This window comes from Acidovorax sp. KPB24-07, assembly GCF_057543315.1.
The window spans coordinates 58,779-76,701 of the sequence record NZ_BAAJYS010000003.1; the positions used below are offsets into that span (position 1 = coordinate 58,779).

16 protein-coding genes and 1 pseudogene are annotated in these 17,923 nt (G+C 64.4%); 5 read left to right on the top strand and 12 right to left on the bottom strand.

The window, feature by feature from the left end; all coding sequences use genetic code 11:
* Positions 1 to 79: 79 nt before the first annotated feature.
* The 11 genes from AC27IQ_RS01105 to AC27IQ_RS01155 form a co-directional block, all read right to left on the bottom strand.
* A complete protein-coding gene (locus AC27IQ_RS01105; RefSeq protein ID WP_487087553.1) occupies positions 80 to 1,036 on the bottom strand; it encodes an NAD-dependent epimerase/dehydratase family protein in 957 nt (318 codons plus the stop codon).
* Positions 1,033 to 1,968, bottom strand: a complete 936-nt coding sequence (locus tag AC27IQ_RS01110; protein ID WP_487087555.1) for a hypothetical protein — start codon at positions 1,966 to 1,968, stop codon at positions 1,033 to 1,035. Before AC27IQ_RS01110 ends, AC27IQ_RS01105 begins: the two co-directional genes overlap by 4 nt.
* 58 nt (positions 1,969 to 2,026) lie before the next feature.
* Positions 2,027 to 2,302, bottom strand: a complete 276-nt coding sequence (locus tag AC27IQ_RS01115; protein WP_487087557.1) for a hypothetical protein — start codon at positions 2,300 to 2,302, stop codon at positions 2,027 to 2,029.
* A 131-nt stretch (positions 2,303 to 2,433) separates the two neighbouring features.
* Positions 2,434 to 3,738: a lipopolysaccharide biosynthesis protein gene (locus AC27IQ_RS01120; protein WP_487087559.1), complete on the bottom strand. Its 1,305-nt coding sequence runs from the start codon at positions 3,736 to 3,738 to the stop codon at positions 2,434 to 2,436.
* Positions 3,704 to 5,458: an ABC transporter ATP-binding protein gene (locus AC27IQ_RS01125; RefSeq protein ID WP_487087561.1), complete on the bottom strand. Its 1,755-nt coding sequence runs from the start codon at positions 5,456 to 5,458 to the stop codon at positions 3,704 to 3,706. Before AC27IQ_RS01125 ends, AC27IQ_RS01120 begins: the two co-directional genes overlap by 35 nt.
* The gene (locus AC27IQ_RS01130; protein WP_487087563.1) at positions 5,455 to 5,949 is read right to left on the bottom strand and encodes a lasso peptide biosynthesis B2 protein; all 495 of its coding nucleotides are present in this window, start codon (positions 5,947 to 5,949) and stop codon (positions 5,455 to 5,457) included. Before AC27IQ_RS01130 ends, AC27IQ_RS01125 begins: the two co-directional genes overlap by 4 nt.
* Before the next feature lie 141 nt (positions 5,950 to 6,090).
* On the bottom strand, positions 6,091 to 7,263 hold the full coding sequence (locus AC27IQ_RS01135) for a nucleotidyltransferase family protein (protein ID WP_487087565.1): 1,173 nt from the start codon (positions 7,261 to 7,263) through the stop codon (positions 6,091 to 6,093).
* A 127-nt stretch (positions 7,264 to 7,390) separates the two neighbouring features.
* Positions 7,391 to 8,248 (bottom strand): sulfotransferase domain-containing protein, encoded by an 858-nt coding sequence (locus tag AC27IQ_RS01140; protein ID WP_487087567.1) that lies wholly within the window; start codon positions 8,246 to 8,248, stop codon positions 7,391 to 7,393.
* A complete protein-coding gene (locus AC27IQ_RS01145; protein WP_317352971.1) occupies positions 8,245 to 9,147 on the bottom strand; it encodes a hypothetical protein in 903 nt (300 codons plus the stop codon). Before AC27IQ_RS01145 ends, AC27IQ_RS01140 begins: the two co-directional genes overlap by 4 nt.
* Positions 9,148 to 9,196: 49 nt before the next feature.
* The gene (locus AC27IQ_RS01150; RefSeq protein WP_317352968.1) at positions 9,197 to 9,478 is read right to left on the bottom strand and encodes a PqqD family protein; all 282 of its coding nucleotides are present in this window, start codon (positions 9,476 to 9,478) and stop codon (positions 9,197 to 9,199) included.
* Positions 9,479 to 9,558: 80 nt separating this feature from the next.
* Complete coding sequence (locus AC27IQ_RS01155) at positions 9,559 to 10,428, bottom strand: class I SAM-dependent methyltransferase (RefSeq protein WP_487087570.1); 870 nt, start codon at positions 10,426 to 10,428, stop codon at positions 9,559 to 9,561.
* Between the two features lie 130 nt (positions 10,429 to 10,558).
* Here AC27IQ_RS01155 and AC27IQ_RS01160 point away from each other — a divergent pair, with 130 nt between their 5' ends.
* A complete protein-coding gene (locus tag AC27IQ_RS01160; protein ID WP_317352963.1) occupies positions 10,559 to 10,714 on the top strand; it encodes a hypothetical protein in 156 nt (51 codons plus the stop codon).
* Positions 10,715 to 10,743: 29 nt separating this feature from the next.
* Positions 10,744 to 12,663 carry an asparagine synthase-related protein gene (locus AC27IQ_RS01165; protein WP_487087572.1) on the top strand — a complete coding sequence of 640 codons (1,920 nt, stop codon included), beginning with the start codon at positions 10,744 to 10,746 and terminating at the stop codon, positions 12,661 to 12,663.
* A 257-nt stretch (positions 12,664 to 12,920) separates the two neighbouring features.
* On the opposite strand, the gene AC27IQ_RS01170 is transcribed toward AC27IQ_RS01165, so the two are convergent.
* Complete coding sequence (locus AC27IQ_RS01170; RefSeq protein ID WP_317352957.1) at positions 12,921 to 13,832, bottom strand: LysR family transcriptional regulator; 912 nt, start codon at positions 13,830 to 13,832, stop codon at positions 12,921 to 12,923.
* 120 nt (positions 13,833 to 13,952) lie between these two features.
* Between AC27IQ_RS01170 and AC27IQ_RS01175 the strand changes: the two genes are divergently transcribed.
* The 3 genes and pseudogenes from AC27IQ_RS01175 to AC27IQ_RS01185 form a co-directional block, all read left to right on the top strand.
* Positions 13,953 to 16,091, top strand: coding sequence for a 3-hydroxyacyl-CoA dehydrogenase NAD-binding domain-containing protein (locus AC27IQ_RS01175; RefSeq protein WP_487087574.1), 2,139 nt, complete (start codon positions 13,953 to 13,955; stop codon positions 16,089 to 16,091).
* A gap of 150 nt (positions 16,092 to 16,241) precedes the next feature.
* Positions 16,242 to 17,419: pseudogene (locus AC27IQ_RS01180) on the top strand (acetyl-CoA C-acyltransferase).
* Between the two features lie 79 nt (positions 17,420 to 17,498).
* Positions 17,499 to 17,923: acyl-CoA dehydrogenase family protein (locus AC27IQ_RS01185; RefSeq protein WP_487087576.1), on the top strand; the 425-nt coding region annotated here is incomplete at its 3' end.

Sequence of the window (17,923 nt, forward strand, 5' to 3'; positions counted from 1 at the left end):
TGCCAAACCACACGAAGGGGATCATGCGCATCGGCTGCCTGCGCGGAACGCCCGCGACAGCCCGAACTTCCTGCAGCAGCTAGCCCATACGGCCATCGACATCCGAGGATGGGGGATCGAGCGTCATCTGCAGCGCTTGGTGCAGGCTCCATCGCGTGCGCCAGCCCAGACGTGACCACGCCTTGCCAGGATCGCCCAATTGGTGGGCGCGGTCGTTGGGCCGCTGGCGTTGTGGATCCACCTCGATCCGTGGACTGCGTCCCAGCAATTTGCCGATTTCTGAGACGAGATCGCCGACCGAATGCTCTACGCCCGAACAAAGGTTGAAAACATCGAAAGCCGGTGTCAGATGGGAATCGTCGAGCAGTGCCAGAACGCCGGCCGCCGCGTCGTCCGCATGCATGTAGTCGCGGCGAGGCTGAAGATTTCCAAGTCGCAATACCGGCTCTGTCCCCGGGTCCGCCCGGAATTGAGCCAGAACGTCTGGAATCAGATGGGCATTCGGATCGTCGTGCGCGATGCTGTTGAAGAGTCGCGCCACGCGCCCGCGGCGTCCTTGGGCGCGGGAGCACCACAACCGCAACTGGCTCTCGTTGCAAAGTTTGGACAGCGCATAGTTGTCGCGTGCTTCGGTGGGGCTGTCGGCCTCGGTCAGCATCTCGCGGCCCCACGCGTAGACAGCGCCGCTGGATGCGATGACCACCTGTTGCAGACCAGTCTGCGTCGCGGCATGCAGCACGCTTTCGGTGCCTTCCACGTTCACCCGCAGACAATGCATGCGCTGTGTCTCGCATGTGGGAATGTGATGCACCGCTGCCAGATGAACGATGGCGTCCGCACGGAGATCCCTCAGCGCGGCCTCCACGGTGGCGGTATCGCACACATCAGCCACCACACTGAGGGTCAGTCCCAGCGGCATCGGCATGCCACTGGACAAATTGTCCAAGCCCGCCACGGCATCGCCACGGCGCAGCAAGGCGGAAACGAGGCGGCGCCCAATCATGCCGGCCGCACCGGTGACAAGCACCCGCCTCACGCTGGATCCTTGTCGTAAGCGATGGACGCCCGCTCCGGCAGCAGCCTGCGCCGCAGGCCGGCGGGCAACCAGGCAAACAATGGGTCGCTATGGGCCGACCATGGCAGCTGCGCTGCGCTGTCCCTGCGACGCAGTGCCGCGTAGGACGCAAGCGCCAGAGACAGCACACCCAGGGTGCACAAGAACGCCGCCAAGGCCACCAGCCACGGCCGGCGCGACGGCACCGGCGCTGCCGAAATCGCCGGCTGGGCCTTGTAGCGCAATTGCTCGGCCTTGTATTGCAGTTGGCCCAAGGTCATCTGTATTTCGCTGCCAACCTGTTGCTGAGCCGCATCCACGGTGGCGTCGGGTGGAAACATCTCATGCTGGTTCAGCCGAAGCCATTCCGCCAGCGCAGTCCCCGAATACAAGCTGCGCATGCGTGCATCGACCCGGCCGAGATAGCGCTGCTTCCAGTCCAGTTGTTCGAGTTCGCGCTGCCCCTTGCGCAGGCTGGCCCGTGTCTCCGCGACAGTGGACTGCAATGCGACCGTTTGCGCGAGCGGCGACAGGTACTTGCCGCCTCCATCGCCGACGGATACCACCGTGCTGAAACCGTTATGCCGCAGCTCAGGGTACTGCTGCAGCAGCTTCTGCATCTCTTGGACCTGCTTCAGGTTTTGTTCGATGGAGAACTGTTGCCTGATCTGTTCGATCTGCAGACGTGCGCGCTGCTCAAGTACCTCGAGCTGCAGCTTGTCCAGGTATTCGCGCAGGTCCGACCACCACATAACCTGGCGGATGTGCTGCGCGATCAGTTCGAACTGCTGGGACGCCGCCGCGTCGTTGCGTACCAGGAGAGACACTTCCAGTCCCAGCGCGCCCACCTTTTTGGGATCGATGTTGATCTGCTCGCGGATGTCATCGCGCCCCACGGTGCTCCGGTAGCTCACGCGGGAACTCCAGTAGCGCGGTTGCTGAAACTGCATCAGCAATCGGTCTCGCTGTCCGTCAGGCAACTTTGCTTCGGCCAACGACGCAGCGACCAAAATGCCGGTCCGACAGCATGGGCTGCAGCCTGCGCCACTGGTCCAGCGGCATCTGTGCCGTGTCCAGCAGGGCGACGGCGCTGTAGACCGGCACCAATGCGACGGCTGCCCCGGCGACCAAGGCAAACAGCAAAGCGACCGGGACCAGCAATCGGCCGAATTCGCGGTAAAAGCGCAGCAGTTCCAGCAGCAAGTCGGCCAGCGACACATCGTCGCCGCGCTCCCGCACGTTGTTCATCCCTGGCATCGGAATATGGGCCGGTGTTCAATGTATTTACAGGGGGTGCATCTTCCATCCGACACGATGCTGGGTCTCCATCTAGGCATGCGGCCAGAGGCGAGAAACGAAAACATCTTGCCACACAAATCTCACCGCGAAGGGATTCGCGGCCGTTCTGGCTTGTGCCGCCCAAACAGGCCGATGCACAGCGCGGCACACAGCATGGCTTCGGTTGCGATCACGGCCGTGGCCGCGCCCCGCGCGCCATGCTGCGGGACCAGCAGCAGATTGAGGGCCAGGTTGGTCACTGCTGCCAAGCCCGCTCCCCATGCATAGCAACGTGCTCGATCCAGCGCGATCGCGGCCTGCGTCAGCACATAGTTGGGCAGCACGAAAACGAACGCCGCGAACAGCCAGCCCAGCAGCGATCCTGCCGACTGGTATGCAGGGCCGAACAGAAATTCGATCAGCCACGGACCCAGCCAGGCGCCGCCCAGGGCCAGCCCCAGGCCGGCGGCCCCTGCGGCGAACAAGCTGCGCCTTAGCAGCCTGCGCGCCGCGGCCGCATGGTCGCGGGTTTTGCGCAGGCGACGGAAAAAGAACAGCGCCAGTGGCATGGCCAGCAGCAGCACACCGTCGAACAGGCGATACGCCGCAGCATACTGCCCAATCTCTGCAGGATCCGCCATCCTTTGCAGGATCACGATGTCGCTGCGCCGGTAAAGGCACGTGGCCAAATCGATCCACAGAAAGCCTGCCGCGGCGTGATAGAGCGGGGCAGGCGGCGGCCACCGGGTTCGATCGCGCACATCCTGCCCAAGTACGGCATACGCCAGCATCAGGCCTATCCCCCAGGCGCCGAACACGATGCCGGGCTCGGGCCCAAACAGCAGCACCCCGAAAATGATCGCCAGGGCACTCGACATGCGCGCTCCCGCCTGCCACCGGCCTTCGCGCTGCCACTGCCCCGCTGCCTTCAACTGCACCGATACCAACTGCGAGAGCGACACGGCAGCGAAGCACCATACAGCCGCAGGCAATGCGAGATCCGCGCCGAAAGGTATCAGTGCGAGACAGCCGCCTACGAGCAGCAACGTGGTCACCAGCAGGTGGCCCCGGGCCAGCCCCGGCAGTACTGCCTCGAACGACTTGAGGGCGGGGCTGGGTGAGACTTGCTCTCTCAGCACGAGAGTGCGCAGCCCTGCGTCCTGCGCAAGGGCCAGCAGCGTGGCCAGGTTCAGCAGGTAAGCATAGCGGCCGAAGCCGGACGGCTCCATGCGCCGCGCCAGCCACACAGACAGGGCCAGCGATATGGCCGCCGTCACAAGCACCGATAGCCACTGCGCCGACAGTGCCCAGACGCCTGCATGCCAACGACGCGGATTCAGTGAAGTCATGGTCGGTCCTCGCCAGCGAGCGTCATGGACCTTCCGTCCAGGCCGGCGACACCTCATGCCAGAGTCCTTGTGCGCGAACCCTCCCTTGCTCCAGCAGGACGACTTGGTCCGCACGCTCCAGCAGCCCCAGCCGGTGGCCGATGACGACCACGGTCAACTGGCCATGCAGTTGCTCGATAGCGGCGTGGATGCGTGCCTCGTTTTCGTGGTCCAGCGCGCTGGTGGCCTCATCGAGTATCAGCAGCGCCGGGCGCTGCAGCAGCGCGCGTGCCAGCGCCAGCCTCTGCCGCTCACCTCCGGACAGGCACACGCCGCGCTCGCCCACGATCGTGTCCCACCCCTGCGGCAATGCATGCACGAATCCGGCGGAGGCTTTTTCCAGTGCGGCGCGCAACATCTCATCGTCGGCCTGCGGTGCGGCAATGCGCAGATTGTGGTGGATGGTGTCATTGAAGAGGAATGTGTCCTGCGAGACGTACGCCACCGCCTGCCGCCACGACCTGCGCATCCGTCCGTCCAGCGGCACTCCATCGATCGCCAGACTGCCCTCGTCCGGACCCAGCAGACCGCACAGCACGTCGGCCAGCGTGCTCTTGCCGGAACCGGAAGCGCCAATGATCGCAGTAGTGGTGTGCACGGGGAGCGTCAAGGACACCGAGTTCAAGGCCGGTACTGTCCGTTCGGCATAGCGGACACTTACCGCACGCAGTGTTATCGACCTGCGCACCTGCGGCTGCGCAGCGGGCTGCGCAGCATCTGGCTCGGCCCACTCACGGGCCTGGCCGATCTGCTGATCCATCTCGGTGAACGCCGGCAGCGCGTGCAGCCAGTACTGGTGTTGCTGGTGCGTTGCCGCCAAAAGAGGCAGCAGGCGCGCGAACACCAACACCAACGTCAGCAATTCGGCGACAGGCACCTGCCAGACCCGAAGCCCCAGGTAGATGTAGGCTGCAAGCAGCATCGCGCCGCTACTGTGCAGCAACGCTTTTGACAAGCTCAGTGCGGATGCGAAACGCAGGTGCTGATCGCGCAGCGCGCTGGCGTCACGGGCGATCCACGCGGCGTAGCGCGACTCGGCGCCCAGAATTTTGGCCAGTCGCAAACCGGCCAGGCTGTCTTGCAGGCTGGCATGGAGCCGCTTGCTGGACAAGGTCAACTGTCGGCCCAGCGCCAAGACACTGCGGCGTTGGCCGGCCAAAAGCGCCAGCAGCAGCGCTCCGCCCAGCGTCGATGCCAAGGCCAGCTTCCAGTCCAGCGTGAATCCTGCAAGCACGTAGATCGCCGCAGTGGCAAAAGAGGCCAGCATCGCCAGACCGTGACCCAGTCCCACCCCCACACGGCTGGCATTGCTCAGCATCAGGCTGGCATGGTCTGCGGTGCGCTGCGCCTGGAGCCAACGCCATTGTGCGCCGAGCAAAGCGGAAAAGCTGGCTTCGCGCAGGCGCTCGGCCACGTCCTGCTGAAGCCGCGCCGCAGCGCACTCGCGTGCATGCTGAACCACGTTGCGCAACAGCAGCAGCGCGCAGAAAGAAAGCAGCAGCCAGGGTAACGACGCCGTCGCTCGCAGATCGAAAGCGGCGATGGCCTGGGTGGCCGCGCGTGCAACCATGCTCTCGCCGCCACCGGCGTCACCCTGCAAGGCACTGAGCAAGGGCACGAGCAGCAACACGCCCAGACCTTCACTGACACTGGTCAGAACCATCAGCAGGAACAACGAGATTCGACGCTGCGGACTCGCCCATGACATCAGCCGCATCAGGGCCCGAGCCGCCGTCATGGGGCCTTCCCGGGACGGCTGACGTAGCAGGCCACTCTGGTGAAGCGCTTCGCACCTGCGCCGCCAGTGACGCAAAAGTCTCCGGCGAGCACCCAGGAATGGGCTTGCAGTTGCGTCGCTTCGGAACGCGCGACGCCGAAGCACACTATGTGACCAACCCGAAACAGGCAGAGAAAGCAATGCGCTGCCAGCGCCTGGGTCAGGCAGTTGGACTGCCACGGCGTGTGCCCGGCGGCCAGCCTGATGGTCCGCGCGATCTGCACCGCACGACGTTGCGCACGTTCGTCCGGCGCCGGCATGGGAGGAGGCACCGCCACGCTTAGACCCAGCCACGGTGCCAATCGGCGAAAACCCAGGCACCGCACCGCCGCACGGGCCGCACCCAGAAGCAGCCAGGCCGGCAGAAGCAGCCAGCGCTCGAAGCGCGGCAAATGCAGAAACGCCAGCACCCGGTCAAAGTGGGATATCTGGTGGCGCGGCGGTGGAGTCATGCACCACCTCGCCGAAGACCTGATTCGACGCATGCCCGAAGTTCGCAAGGCCATTCGGGCGCTAACGCCGCACCTGCGGCGGCGCGCCTGTTCAGGAAGAGTGGCATCCCCCGATCGAACTCGGTGGTTGGGCTGGTAAGGCTAGACACGTCTTCGCTTGGTCATGTGCTGGTGCGCCAGCCGCACCGCACGCACGCCCGGATAGGCCCACCGCAGATAGGGGGGAAGTGCCACGGCCGCGCGGTCATCCTTCGTGGGAGCCAGCAGAAAGGGTATGAGCTGCAGACGTCCATGCCAACTGGATTCCAGCGACAGCAGCCGCAGCCCGTAGCGGACCATGCCCATCCGTGCGGCAAGGTCGGCGCCGCGATCGGAGCCAAGTGCGTCCAGATGCGGCAGCAGTGCGTCGGCGGCGGGACGCGCTGCACGAAGCAGCAGGGCATGCGAACGGAATACCGCCGGCGTTGCGACACCGAGTGTGGCCTCGGCAAGCAGGACCGACATCGCCAGATGGCGCTCGGTTCCCAGGCGCTGCGCCAGGTCCAGCACCTGCGGCCAGTCCATAGTGGTGCTGCGCATCGCCAAAGCCATGTCCACCAGCCAGAATGCCCGGCACCAGTTGTGTTTTGTGCCATGGAACGCCGCATAAGCCACCGCGGCGGGCGCCGACAGGGTGGCGACTTCCATGCCGCCCACCATCACTCTTGCGATGTGCCGGTCCCACAGTTGCAGATTTTCCAGTTGGAACTGGCCGGGACGGTTGGCGAGACGGAGATGCAGCTCCAGCACCACGCCACTCGTCGCATGTCGCAGCGGCAAGGCATGGTTGTCGACGCAGTATTGCTCCAGATCGGATGCGGCGGCGGGATCCAGCCTGTAGCCCAGGGCCTGCAAATGCCGTAGTGCCGGGTTCCGGTCTGCCGCGGAGATCAACAGGTCGATATCGCAGGCTTCCCTGCGCTGCGCGGCTTCGAACAGCGCGGCATAACCCTGACCCTTGAGCAGGCAGTAGCGAAGGCCAGCCTGGTCAAGGGATGCCACGATCTCCCGCAATGCGGCCGTCTGTTGCAACATTCGCAGTGTCATTTGGCGCTGGCGTTGGCGCAGAACGGCACGCAGCGTTTCTGGCATGCCCGGGGGCAACGTATCGGCCGCTGGCAGTGCAAGCGCCAGCCGATGCCACGCCAGCGTATGCGTGAACGACCGTGCGTCGACCAGGGCCAGCGCCGCATCGGTGGGTGCCTTCGCCTCCGCTTGCCAAAGATGCAGTGCGTAGCGGAACGCTGGCGACCATTGTGCTGATGTGCGCATCATGGGCCCGGGCGCCATTGATGCGGGCGATCTGCTGCCAGCGGGGCGCATAGAACCCCGATGCGTTCCAGAGCCGTACCCGGCCCTGCCGTGGTGTGCGAGCTTGCGGTGACCTGCGGGTTGGCCTTCATCATCGGGCCTGCAGGTTGTCTATGGGCGCTCGGTCAGAGGCGTAACCCAGCCGCTGCATGATGGTCCCGTGTTGTTCCGCCAAGCGCTCGGCCTGATCGGGTTGCAAGGTCCCACGCCATGCACCCGCCCGGCCTTGGCGGAAGAACCGCTGCTGCACCGCGCGGCGCTCAATGAAACCATGCTCCTCCTCCATGCTGCGCAGTGTCTGGAAATTGCACGCACTGACAGCACGCGCCACGCACCCGGAATCCGCTGGCAGACCCAGGAACTCCGCAAGCCGCGCGGCTTCGCGCAGCGGTTCAGTCAGCAAGGCCTCGTAGTGCAACAACAATAGCGGACTTGGTGCATCATCCAGCCAAGACCGCACGTGCTCGGACCAGGAGGCAAGATGTTGCGGAGCCTGTAATGTGAATGCAGAAAAGCCACGGCCTACAGTGAATTCGGCATCGGCCATCCGCACAATGGCGGTCTCCACATCCACGCCCATGTGGTCGGCCCAAGAAGGAGCGATGTCGCGCGGATCGCGAACGATGTAGACCGTTCCCAGGCTGGCATCTGCGGGGAACAGCGCCGCGTCATAGCGGTCGTGCACCTTCAGCATGCCCCAGTGCTGCTTTGCATACAGCTGGTATGCCTGCAACCGCATGGCGCGCAGTTCGTCCGGATTCAGATCCTCGCTTGCCACATCCACATAGGCTTCCAGCCAGGTGCGCACTGCGGCATTGGGCAAGGCTTTGCCCAGGCCGTGCAGTTTCACAGGCGCCCCCTGCGCTTGGAGACTGGTGATCAAACACCGCACCCACGTATTGCCTGATTTTGGATACGAGGCGATCCAGAAGATGCCGCGGCGGTTCATGGGGTGAAGTTCGCTTCGATCAAATCGGCAGTTGCATCAAGTGCATCGAAACTTCGCGGACGGTGCAATTCCCAGACGGGGGTTATCCGGCCTACCGCAGCTGCCTGGGCGAATGTGGCCGCACGCAGGCCCAGGCGGTGAGCGACTTGCGGCCGCGACAGATAACCGTGCAGCATCGGCAAGGCTTCCGAAGGTGTACAACGCTTCAATAGAGGGGAAGGCGCATCGCGCAGCACCAGTACCGCATCCAGGTGTTTCGTCGAAACATCGAAGCCCGCATGCGGCCGCAGGTCGTACTTGTTCATGCCGGGTCGTATCTGCGGCAGCCCATTCACGGGAATTTCCAGTGCATCCATCGTTTCGCGCCACAGTTTCAGCCGCGGGAAAGCGGGCAGCACCTCAATGCCGCGGTCCTGGGACGTCTGCAAAACGGTCAGGTCGTCGCTCAGGAGGCAATGGCCTCGCCGGAGCAGCACCGCGGCGAGCGTGGACTTGCCAGCACCGCTGTGCCCCGCAATGGCCAGTGTGCGCGTCCCGACACGCACACATGCTGCATGCAGCGGAAAGAGGCCGCGCTGAAGGCACAAGTAGGCCAGTGCCGATCCGAGCAGAAACAAGCGCCATCCCTCGTCTTGTGTTTGCACACGATCCACCCGTATGGAACGGCCGTCCCGGATGAGGATGCGCACCAAGTTCTGAATGCTCAACAGAACGCTCCCATCCGGACTCACGCTCAACCAGGGCGATGGGCCTTCAAAGCCGTCAAGCCGCTCAGGCACCGGCCCTTCCTCGATGATGAGGTCTTCTCCCGCACCGGCTCCCGTCCATTCGGGCAGCTCGGGCAGGAAAATTTCGCTGCGAACGTGCCATCCGCACAGTTGGTACTCGTATAGGCTCACAGGCAAGGTCCCTGGTCGGATGTTGCAATCGCCCTGGTTAGGCCGCTGTTCAGTGGCTTATGGCGACTGCGCCGGCATCGTGAAGGGTGCCGAGCAACGTGGCCACATCCGCCTCAATGCTGGTTCTGGATGCTTCGTAGGTCTCGCTCAGCCCGTCGCACAAGGCACTGAACGTGCAAGGCGTTGCAATGCGCGACCACACATCCCGTCCGATCGGATCCAAGGCCAGATAGATGGAACGTCCGGCGATCATGATGACCAGTTCCTCGCCCATGTCAGCAGCGAGGCAATCCGGAGTTTGGGCAATCAAGGCATCCGAATCGACGTTCATCCGTGGCTTCTCTCGTTCAAAAAAGGGCACATCGCTCAGGGACACAGGAGTTCAAATTCTATAGTGGCATTTCGGAGCGGTCACTGAATCCCGCTGCCCGATCCAGCCGCATGAGGGGAGGATCGGCGCCGGAATACTGCCTCGTCGTCACCCTGTTTTGCGAGCCGCCGGTTGTCCGGGCCAAAAAGGGGGGTGTCCGCCCGTGCTGGTGTTGGCACGCGCAGGACCGGGTCGAACCAGCGTGCCGCGCGGGCGTCGCGCAACCGGAAGTTGGCGTGACGCAGTACCAGGAAGCCGCCAGGTCGCAAACAGCGGGCAAAATCTTCCAGTTGGGCATCGAAATCCTGGAAGCGAATGAGATGGTCGCAGCATTCGCCGCGGTGCCTGGCCAAGTCGCCCCGCCGCATCACAGCCAGGCAGAAGATCGCATCGTACGTGGCGGTAGCCTCCGCAGCGGTATCGCCTGCCACGCGAAATCGCATGCCGGGATCCGGCTGCCCCTGCTGCTGTTGAAGGCATCGGGCAATGTGGCCTGGATGGATGTCCAGGCCCGTGATGTCGGCGTGGGGAAAGTATTGGCGCAGGCTGAGGACTTCCTCGCCCGTGGAGCAGCCGAATGAAAGCAGTCTGGGAGACGCGCAGTCTGTCAGTGCTTCACGTACGAACGCGAACAGGCGAGGATATCGATTCATCGAAGTGGTGCCGTAGTCCTGGAACAGCGGTGCCGAAGAGGTCAGTCGCAGCCAGACGTAGCTGCGGCCCTCGCGATGACGCAGCGCGCGGTAGAGCAGGCGCCCTCCGACGCGCTCCAGCAGACTGCGCCAATCAAAGACGGGCCAGCTCATGGAAACGGTTTTTTTGCCACACCACGCCCTGAGTGCATTGGGCAGGGTGCTGACAGGCCTGGTGTGGCGGTCGATCCGGCAAAGCCGGGCGGCAAGAAAGTGCATGGGCGATCCAACATTGGCGAACGGTGATTTCCACGGCTCGCGTGCGAGACTGGCCAGCAGACCGTCGTATCATCGGCCCGATGGTGCGGCGGGCGCCGCGTCTCGCGACTGAAACTGCAAGGATACCGAGATGAACGAACAAAATCCTCCCGTGTGCAACGATCAGCCGGCGCAAGTTGTGCGCAAGGTTTGGACGGCGCCAGTGGTCTCGTTTCTGGCGATCGAAGAAACAGCAAATGGTCCCACCATTGGCAACGATGGCGTTGGCTCGACCAACGGTTCATGAATGCGGCATTTGCCGCCGCCGCGAGTTGAATGAGCGACTTCGCTGGAATCTGGCATCTGGACGGAAAGTCCGTACCCCGTGAGTGGGTCATCACGCTGGGGGAGGAATTAGAGGGGCGGGGCATCGGACCTCCCGTAATCTGGCACGGCGGCGACATGGCGATGGTGCACCGCCAGCACTTTTTCACAGACGAAGACCACTGTGAAACCATGCCGCGGGTTGGTGACTCGGGCGCCGTACTGGCGGCAGACGTTTGCCTGGGGGCACGTGTTGAACTGGCCACTGCGCTGGGCGTAACGGCACACCCCGCACGTCCCGACGGCGATCTGATGTTGGATGCTTTGCAGCGATGGGATATTCATGCGCTGTCGCGCCTTCATGGATCCTTTTCACTGGCGTTCTACAGTCCGACGCGGCGGCAGCTTTTGCTTGCGCGTGACCCTTTAGGACAGCGCTCTTTGTTCGTGCATCGCGGGCCGCGCATGATCGCGTTTTCCACGCGGTTGAGGGCTTTACTGGCGATTCCCGGGATTTCACTCGATCTGGACGAGCAGGCCTTGGCCGATCAGCTCGTCATGGACCCGTCGCGTGCCTCGCGCACGATCTACCGCGCCATTGACAGGGTGCCGATGGCGCATTTCATGGTGCTGACATGGGAGACGACCCATAGCGAACGATGGTGGCGGCCACCCGAGGCAGGCTCTTTGTGCCTGCGGAGTGATGCCGAGGTCGAGGCGGCCGCAGCCGAGGTTGTGGACCGTGCCGTGGCCGATGCGTTACGGGCACGGGGGCCCGTGGCGGCGTGCCTCACTGGAGGGCTCGACAGCGGCTCGATGGTGCTTTCCGCCTCACGGCAGCTGGCACCCGCACCCTTGCTGACCCTCACGCGGATTCCGAGGATGGAAACTGCCAGGGCCAATGCGAACCACTATTACGATGAATCGCCCCGTGCGCGCCTGCTGGCTGCCAGCCGCTCCAATATCGACTGGCATCCCGTGGGCGATGATGGCGACGATTGGGGCGAACACGATCCGGAGCGCTGGTGGAAGGAGAGCGGCCAGCCAACACGCTCGCCGCTGAACATGGCCTGGTTCTTTCCGCTTTACCGTCTGCTGCATGCACGTGGCGGGCGCGTTTTGATCGGTGGTGAGCTTGGCAATGCATTTTTCAGCTACGACGGCCTGTTGCGCCTGCCGCAACTGCTGCGCGACGGCGATTGGCGGACGTTGGCGCGGCAGACGCGTGCCCTGGCGAAGGCCGAGGGGTTGAGCGCGCGCAAAGCCTTTCAGCGCTATCTGCTGCGGCCATTTGCCCCGACGACGCTCCTGCGTTACTGGCATGGTCTGCCAGCGGCGGTATGGGAGCGTCACGGGGCCCTGCATCCCGCACTGGCGCAGGAACTCGGCATGCACCAAAAGCTGGACCGCGGTCGCTACAGGATTCGATTGGGTGGAAGCCATCGATCGTTGAGCGTGTTGCGTGAATGGCTCCTGGGCAATGCCGCTGCGATGGACGGATGGGGTGCGCTGCGTGCCATATCCGGCACTGATGTGCGCATGCCCCTGGGCGACCGGCGTGTGATCGATTTCTTCGGTGCTTTGCCGCTGGACCAGTTTCTGCGCGATGGCATTCGCCGCTCCCTGCCTCGGCGCCTGCTGGCGGCACAAGGCGGTCCAGCCGAGGTGCATGCCAACCGCGCGGTGGGTGTGCAGCACGGTGACTGGTTCGCGCGCTTGAGCGCGCAGCGAGGAGCACTGCAGCAGCAACTCGATCGGTTGCACACGTCTCCTCTCGCGTGCCGTGTACTCGATCTGCAGCGGCTGCAAGGCCTGCTCGACGCCTGGCCCCACGATGCGCTCTCTGCTGAACCAAGGCGCGAGGAATATCTCAACGTGCTCTCGCACGGTTTGCAAATGGGCGGTTTCCTGGCTTGGCGAGAGCGCCGCTAGAGTGGAGGCCCATCGAACCGCCGCCCTGGCAAGCTGGGAGCATCAGGACGACTGGCATGGGTGAACCTGCAGGCGCCGCAGTGCGAGCATGGCTTGCGTGAAGCCTTCAACGCATTGCACTGGCTGGGCCGAGGAAAATCCATGTTGCGCATGCTTCCCGATGCTGCGCGGTAGCGAGGGCTGCGGCGCGTTGAGCGCATCTCTTTCGATGTATGGCACCCCGGCCGGCGAGCAAAGACTTGGCAGCGGCAGGAGGTTCATCTCACGCTCTCGACGGTACCGCTTCCAGGTGAGGCCTTGGCCAGAAGAAAGTCAATACAGGTGCGCACCGCCCGCGTCTGGTGGCGGTTGGGCAGATACAGCAGGTACATGTGGGTGCCGAAGATGCTCAGGCGGTACTCGTCCAGCGTGGTCAGCACCTCGCCGCTTTCCAGCTTGTCCTGCACCACGTAGTCCGGCACCAGACCGACTCCGAGGCCGGCCAGGATGCCCTGGCGCAGGAAAGGGAAATGCTCGGAGATCAGCGTGGGCTCCAGCATCACCTCATTCCGTTCGCTGCCTTGGTAGGCCGCCAGGCGCAGTTGCCGCCCGGTCACGCCGGCGGTGATCACAGGGCTGGTGCGCAGGGCATGCAGGGTGCGCGGCAGCCCGTGGCGATGAGCATAGTCGAGGGAGGCGCAGGCGAGGTAGCGCACGGTGCCCAGGCTGCGGGCCACCAATGACAGTGGCGGCTCCTGCACCACGCGGATGGCGATATCGACTTCGTCGCGCAGATTGTCGGCGCGGTTCTCGAACAGCACGTCCAGCACGATGCCCGGGTAAGCGCGCTTGAACTCGATCAGCCAGTCGCTCACCACGATCTGTCCATAGCCACTGGGTACGCTGATGCCTACGCGGCCCTGCAAGCCCTGGCCCAGGGTCGTGATGGCTTCACGCGCGGCCAGCATCTCGTTGTGGATGGTGCGTCCGTGCTGGTAAAGGCGCAGGCCGATCTCCGTGGGCTCCACGCGGCGCGTGGTGCGCTGCACCAGCTGCACGCCCACGTCCTTCTCCAGCTTGGCGAGGTGGTAGCTCACGTTGGCGCGCGTCATCTTCAGCTTGCGGGCAGCCTGGCTCAGGTTGCCGCTGTCGATGATTTCCACCAGCAGGGTCAGCGATTGGGAGTCCATGTCTCAAGCGTATTGGTTTAAATCATTTGACAGTCTGTCAATGATTCATGGGATTGTTAGAAATCATTGTCGCCGTAAGAATGGATGCTGGACGAGATCCACAACAAAGGAGACAAACGCATGACCCGTGAGGCAGCGGCTTCCGTCGTTCCAACCCGCCAACAAGGCGATGTGCTGGTGGTCGGCATCCACAATCCGCCCGTCAATGCCTTGGGCGCTGCCGTGCGCCAGGGCCTGTTGGCTGCAGTGGCGCAGGCCGAAGCCAGCGCAGCGGTGAAGGCCGTGCTGATCGTGGGCGAGGGCAAGGCGTTCATCGCTGGTGCCGATATCCGTGAATTCGGCCAGCCTGCCGTGCTGCCGTCGCTGCCTGAAGTCTGTGCACGGATCGAGGCGTGCACCAAGCCGGTCGTCGCTGCCATCCATGGTGCTGCGCTGGGCGGAGGGCTGGAGGTGGCGCTGGCGGCCCATTACCGCCTGGGCTTGCACAACGCTGCCGGTGGTGCGCAATTGGGCCTGCCCGAAGTGAATCTGGGCCTGCTGCCAGGCGCTGGAGGCACGCAGCGTGCGCCGCGCCTGATGGGTGCCAAGGCCGCAGCCGAACTGATGCTGAGCGGCAAGCCCATGTCGGCACGGGCGGCGCTGGCCGCAGGCCTGTTGGACCAGTGCGTGGAGGGTTCCGATGCCACGGCTGCAGGCTTGGCCTTTGCCAACGCCTTGCTGGCCCAGAACGCTCCGGTGCGCCGCACGCGCGACCTGCCCATTCCGGACGCGGCTGCGGCGCTGGCCGATCTGGACGCGTTGGCAATCGACACGGCCAAAAAGAGCCGAGGCTTGTTTTCACCCTCGAAGATCGTCGAATGCGTGCGCGCCGCAGTCGACTTGCCGTTCGACGAGGGACTGGCCAAGGAGCGCGCGCTGTTCGTGGAGTGCCTGAACAGCCCACAGCGCGCTGGCCTCATTCATGCGTTTTTTGCCGAGCGCGAGACTGCCAAGATCCCCGAGGCCCGGGCCGCAGCGCCGCGCACTGTCGATCGGATCGCCGTCATCGGGGGCGGCACCATGGGCGCGGGCATTGCGGTGTCTGCACTCGATGCCGGATTCTCGGTGGTGATGTTGGAGCGTGATGCCGAGGCCATCGCGCGGGGCCAGGCCAATGTAGAAAAAGTCTATGACGGCCTGATCGCCAAGGGCCGCATGAGTGATGAGGCCAAGGCTTCCATCCTGGCACGCTACGTGCCGACCACCCGCTATGAAGACATCCAGGCGGTGGACCTGGTGATCGAGGCCGTGTTCGAGGACATCGAGGTCAAGAAGGCCGTGTTCAAAGAGCTGGACCGTGTCTGCAAGCCCGGTGCGGTGCTGGCCACCAATACCTCGTACCTCGACATCGATGCCATTGCGGCGGCCACCTCGCGCCCGCAGGATGTGATCGGTCTGCACTTCTTCAGCCCGGCCAACATCATGAAGCTGCTGGAAATCGTGGTGCCGGCCCGGGTCGCCCCCGACGTGGTGACGACGGCCTTCGAATTGGCCAAGCGCATGAAGAAGACTCCGGTGCGCGCTGGCGTGTGCGATGGCTTCATCGGCAACCGCATCTTGGCGGTGTACAAGCAGGCCGCCGACTTCCTGATGGAAGACGGCGCTTCGCCCTATGAGATCGACGCTGCGTTGCGCGGCTTCGGCTACCCCATGGGCCCTTTCCAGGTGACCGACCTGGCGGGTGGCGACATCGGCTGGGCGACGCGCAAGCGCCGCGCTGCTACGCGCGACCCGAAGGCCCGCTATGTGGAGATCGCCGACCGCATTTGCGAGCGCGGCTGGTTCGGTCAGAAGACAGGCCGGGGCTTTTATGTGTATCCACAGGGCGCCCGCGCGGGCCAGCCCGACTCCGAGGTGCTGGCCATCGTCGATGCCGAGCGCGCCAGGAAAGGCATCACGCCGCGCAGCTTCACCCCGGAAGAGATCGTTCGCCGCTACATGGCCGCGATGGTCAACGAAGGCGCCAAGGTCGTGGACGAGGGCATCGCCCTGCGCCCGCTGGATGTGGACGTGACCTTCCTGTCGGGCTACGGGTTCCCGCGTTTTCGCGGCGGACCGATGAAGTACGCCGACATGGTGGGGTTGGACGCCATCCTGGCAGACATCCGCGAGTTCGCGAAGGAGGACCCGCTGTTCTGGCAGCCTGCGCCATTGCTGGAAAAGCTGGTGGCCGAAGGCCGGAACTTCGACAGCCTGAACCAAGCTGTGGCAAAGGCCTGAGACGGGCGCTGTCGGTCGAAATCAAAACTGAGAGCGTTTGCTGTTGGACTGTCGGCAGATTCAGATGCCTTTGGCGCTGGGTCTTCCGTGGCGCCAGCGCAAGCCGCTACTGAAAACGCAGTGAACCACCCACCGAGACAAGAGAAAAAAATGCGCGAAGCCGTCATCGTTTCCACCGCCCGCACGCCCCTGGCCAAGTCCCACCGCGGCGAGTTCAACGCCACCCCTGCGCCCCAGTTGGCGGCGTATTCGGTCAAGGCCGCCGTGGAGCGCGCGGGTATCGACCCGGGGATGATCGAGGACCTCATCCTGGGTTGCGGCAATCCCGAGGGCATGCAGGGCAAGAATCTGGGCCGCCAAACGGTGTTGCGGGCCGAGCTGCCGCTGTCTATCGCTGGCACCACGGTCACGCGTTTCTGCGCTTCGGGTCTGCAGGCGCTGTCCATCGCTGCCGGCCGTATCGTTGCCGAAGGCGTGGATGCCATGATCGCTGGCGGGGTGGAAAGCATCTCGGCGCGCGCGCCCTGGGCACCCCGGCCGACCTGGACCCCTGGCTGGTGGAGTGCAAGCCCGAGTTGTTCATGGCCATGATCGACACGGCCGACGTGGTGGCCCAGCGCTATGGCATCACGCGCGAAGACCAGGACGCCTTCTCGCTGCAGAGCCAGCAACGCACCGCCGCCGCGCAAGACAAGGGCGTGTTCGCCGAGGAAATCATCGCCTGCGCCGCACGCATGGCCGAGAAGAACAAAGACTCCGGGGAGGTCACCTACCGCGACGTGATCGCCACCCGGGACAGTTGCAACCGCCCCGGCACCACGCTGGAGGGGCTGGCCAAACTTGAACCCGTCAGAGGCGAGGGCCACTTCGTGACAGCCGGCAATGCCTCGCAGCTGTCCGATGGATCCAGCGCTTGCGTGCTGATGGAAGCCAGGCAGGCCGAACGCCTGGGCCTGCAGCCCCTGGGCGTCTTTCGAGGCATGGCCGTGGCGGGCTGCGAACCGGACGAGATGGGCATCGGCCCGGTGTTCGCAGTGCCGAAGCTCCTGAAGCGCCATGGGCTCACGGTGGATGACATCGGGCTGTGGGAGCTGAACGAAGCCTTCGCCTCGCAGGCCCTGTACTGCCAGCGACAACTGGGCATTCCCATGGAACGCCTGAACGTCAATGGGGGAGCCATCTCCATCGGCCATCCTTTCGGTATGACGGGCGCGCGCCTGGCCGGCCACATCCTGCTCGAAGGCCGGCGCCGCAAGGCGAAATACGGCGTGGTGACCATGTGCATCGCTGGCGGCATGGGAGCGGCCGGCCTGTTCGAGATGTATTGATGCCCCTGAATCGCTGTGCGCCGTCTCCCCGGCGGGGGCGAAAGGCGCTTGGTTCCAGGGACGACTGAGGAAATAGCAAATGGATCTCCAATTCACACCGCAGGAAGAAGCCTTCCGCACCGAAGTGCAGGCCTTCCTGAAGGCCGAGCTGCCGGTGCGCATCGCTACCAAGGTCAAGGCCGGACAGCGACTGACCAAGGCCGGCCAGGAGGAGTGGCACGCCATCCTGAACGCGCGCGGCTGGCTGGCCAACCACTGGCCCCAGGAGCACGGCGGCCCGGGCTGGAGCGCGGTCGAGAAGTTCATCTTCGATACCGAATGCGCACTGGCCGGCGGCCCGCGCATCGTGCCGTTCGGCGTGAGCATGCTGGGCCCGGTACTCATCAAGTACGGTAATGAAGCGCAGAAGCGTTACTGGCTGCCGCGCATCCTGAGCGGCGCCGACTGGTGGTGCCAGGGCTATTCTGAGCCCGGCGCGGGCTCGGACCTGGCCTCGGTCAAGAC

Coding starts and splice junctions, on each gene's coding strand:
- AC27IQ_RS01115 (WP_487087557.1), bottom strand. CDS start 2,302: ATGAACAACGTGCGGGAGCGCGGCGACGATGTGTCGCTGGCCGACTTG.
- AC27IQ_RS01120 (WP_487087559.1), bottom strand. CDS start 3,738: ATGAGGTGTCGCCGGCCTGGACGGAAGGTCCATGACGCTCGCTGGCGA.
- AC27IQ_RS01125 (WP_487087561.1), bottom strand. CDS start 5,458: ATGACGGCGGCTCGGGCCCTGATGCGGCTGATGTCATGGGCGAGTCCG.
- AC27IQ_RS01130 (WP_487087563.1), bottom strand. CDS start 5,949: ATGACTCCACCGCCGCGCCACCAGATATCCCACTTTGACCGGGTGCTG.
- AC27IQ_RS01135 (WP_487087565.1), bottom strand. CDS start 7,263: ATGATGCGCACATCAGCACAATGGTCGCCAGCGTTCCGCTACGCACTG.
- AC27IQ_RS01140 (WP_487087567.1), bottom strand. CDS start 8,248: ATGAACCGCCGCGGCATCTTCTGGATCGCCTCGTATCCAAAATCAGGC.
- AC27IQ_RS01150 (WP_317352968.1), bottom strand. CDS start 9,478: ATGAACGTCGATTCGGATGCCTTGATTGCCCAAACTCCGGATTGCCTC.
- AC27IQ_RS01155 (WP_487087570.1), bottom strand. CDS start 10,428: ATGCACTTTCTTGCCGCCCGGCTTTGCCGGATCGACCGCCACACCAGG.
- AC27IQ_RS01160 (WP_317352963.1), top strand. CDS start 10,559: ATGAACGAACAAAATCCTCCCGTGTGCAACGATCAGCCGGCGCAAGTT.
- AC27IQ_RS01165 (WP_487087572.1), top strand. CDS start 10,744: ATGAGCGACTTCGCTGGAATCTGGCATCTGGACGGAAAGTCCGTACCC.
- AC27IQ_RS01170 (WP_317352957.1), bottom strand. CDS start 13,832: ATGGACTCCCAATCGCTGACCCTGCTGGTGGAAATCATCGACAGCGGC.
- AC27IQ_RS01175 (WP_487087574.1), top strand. CDS start 13,953: ATGACCCGTGAGGCAGCGGCTTCCGTCGTTCCAACCCGCCAACAAGGC.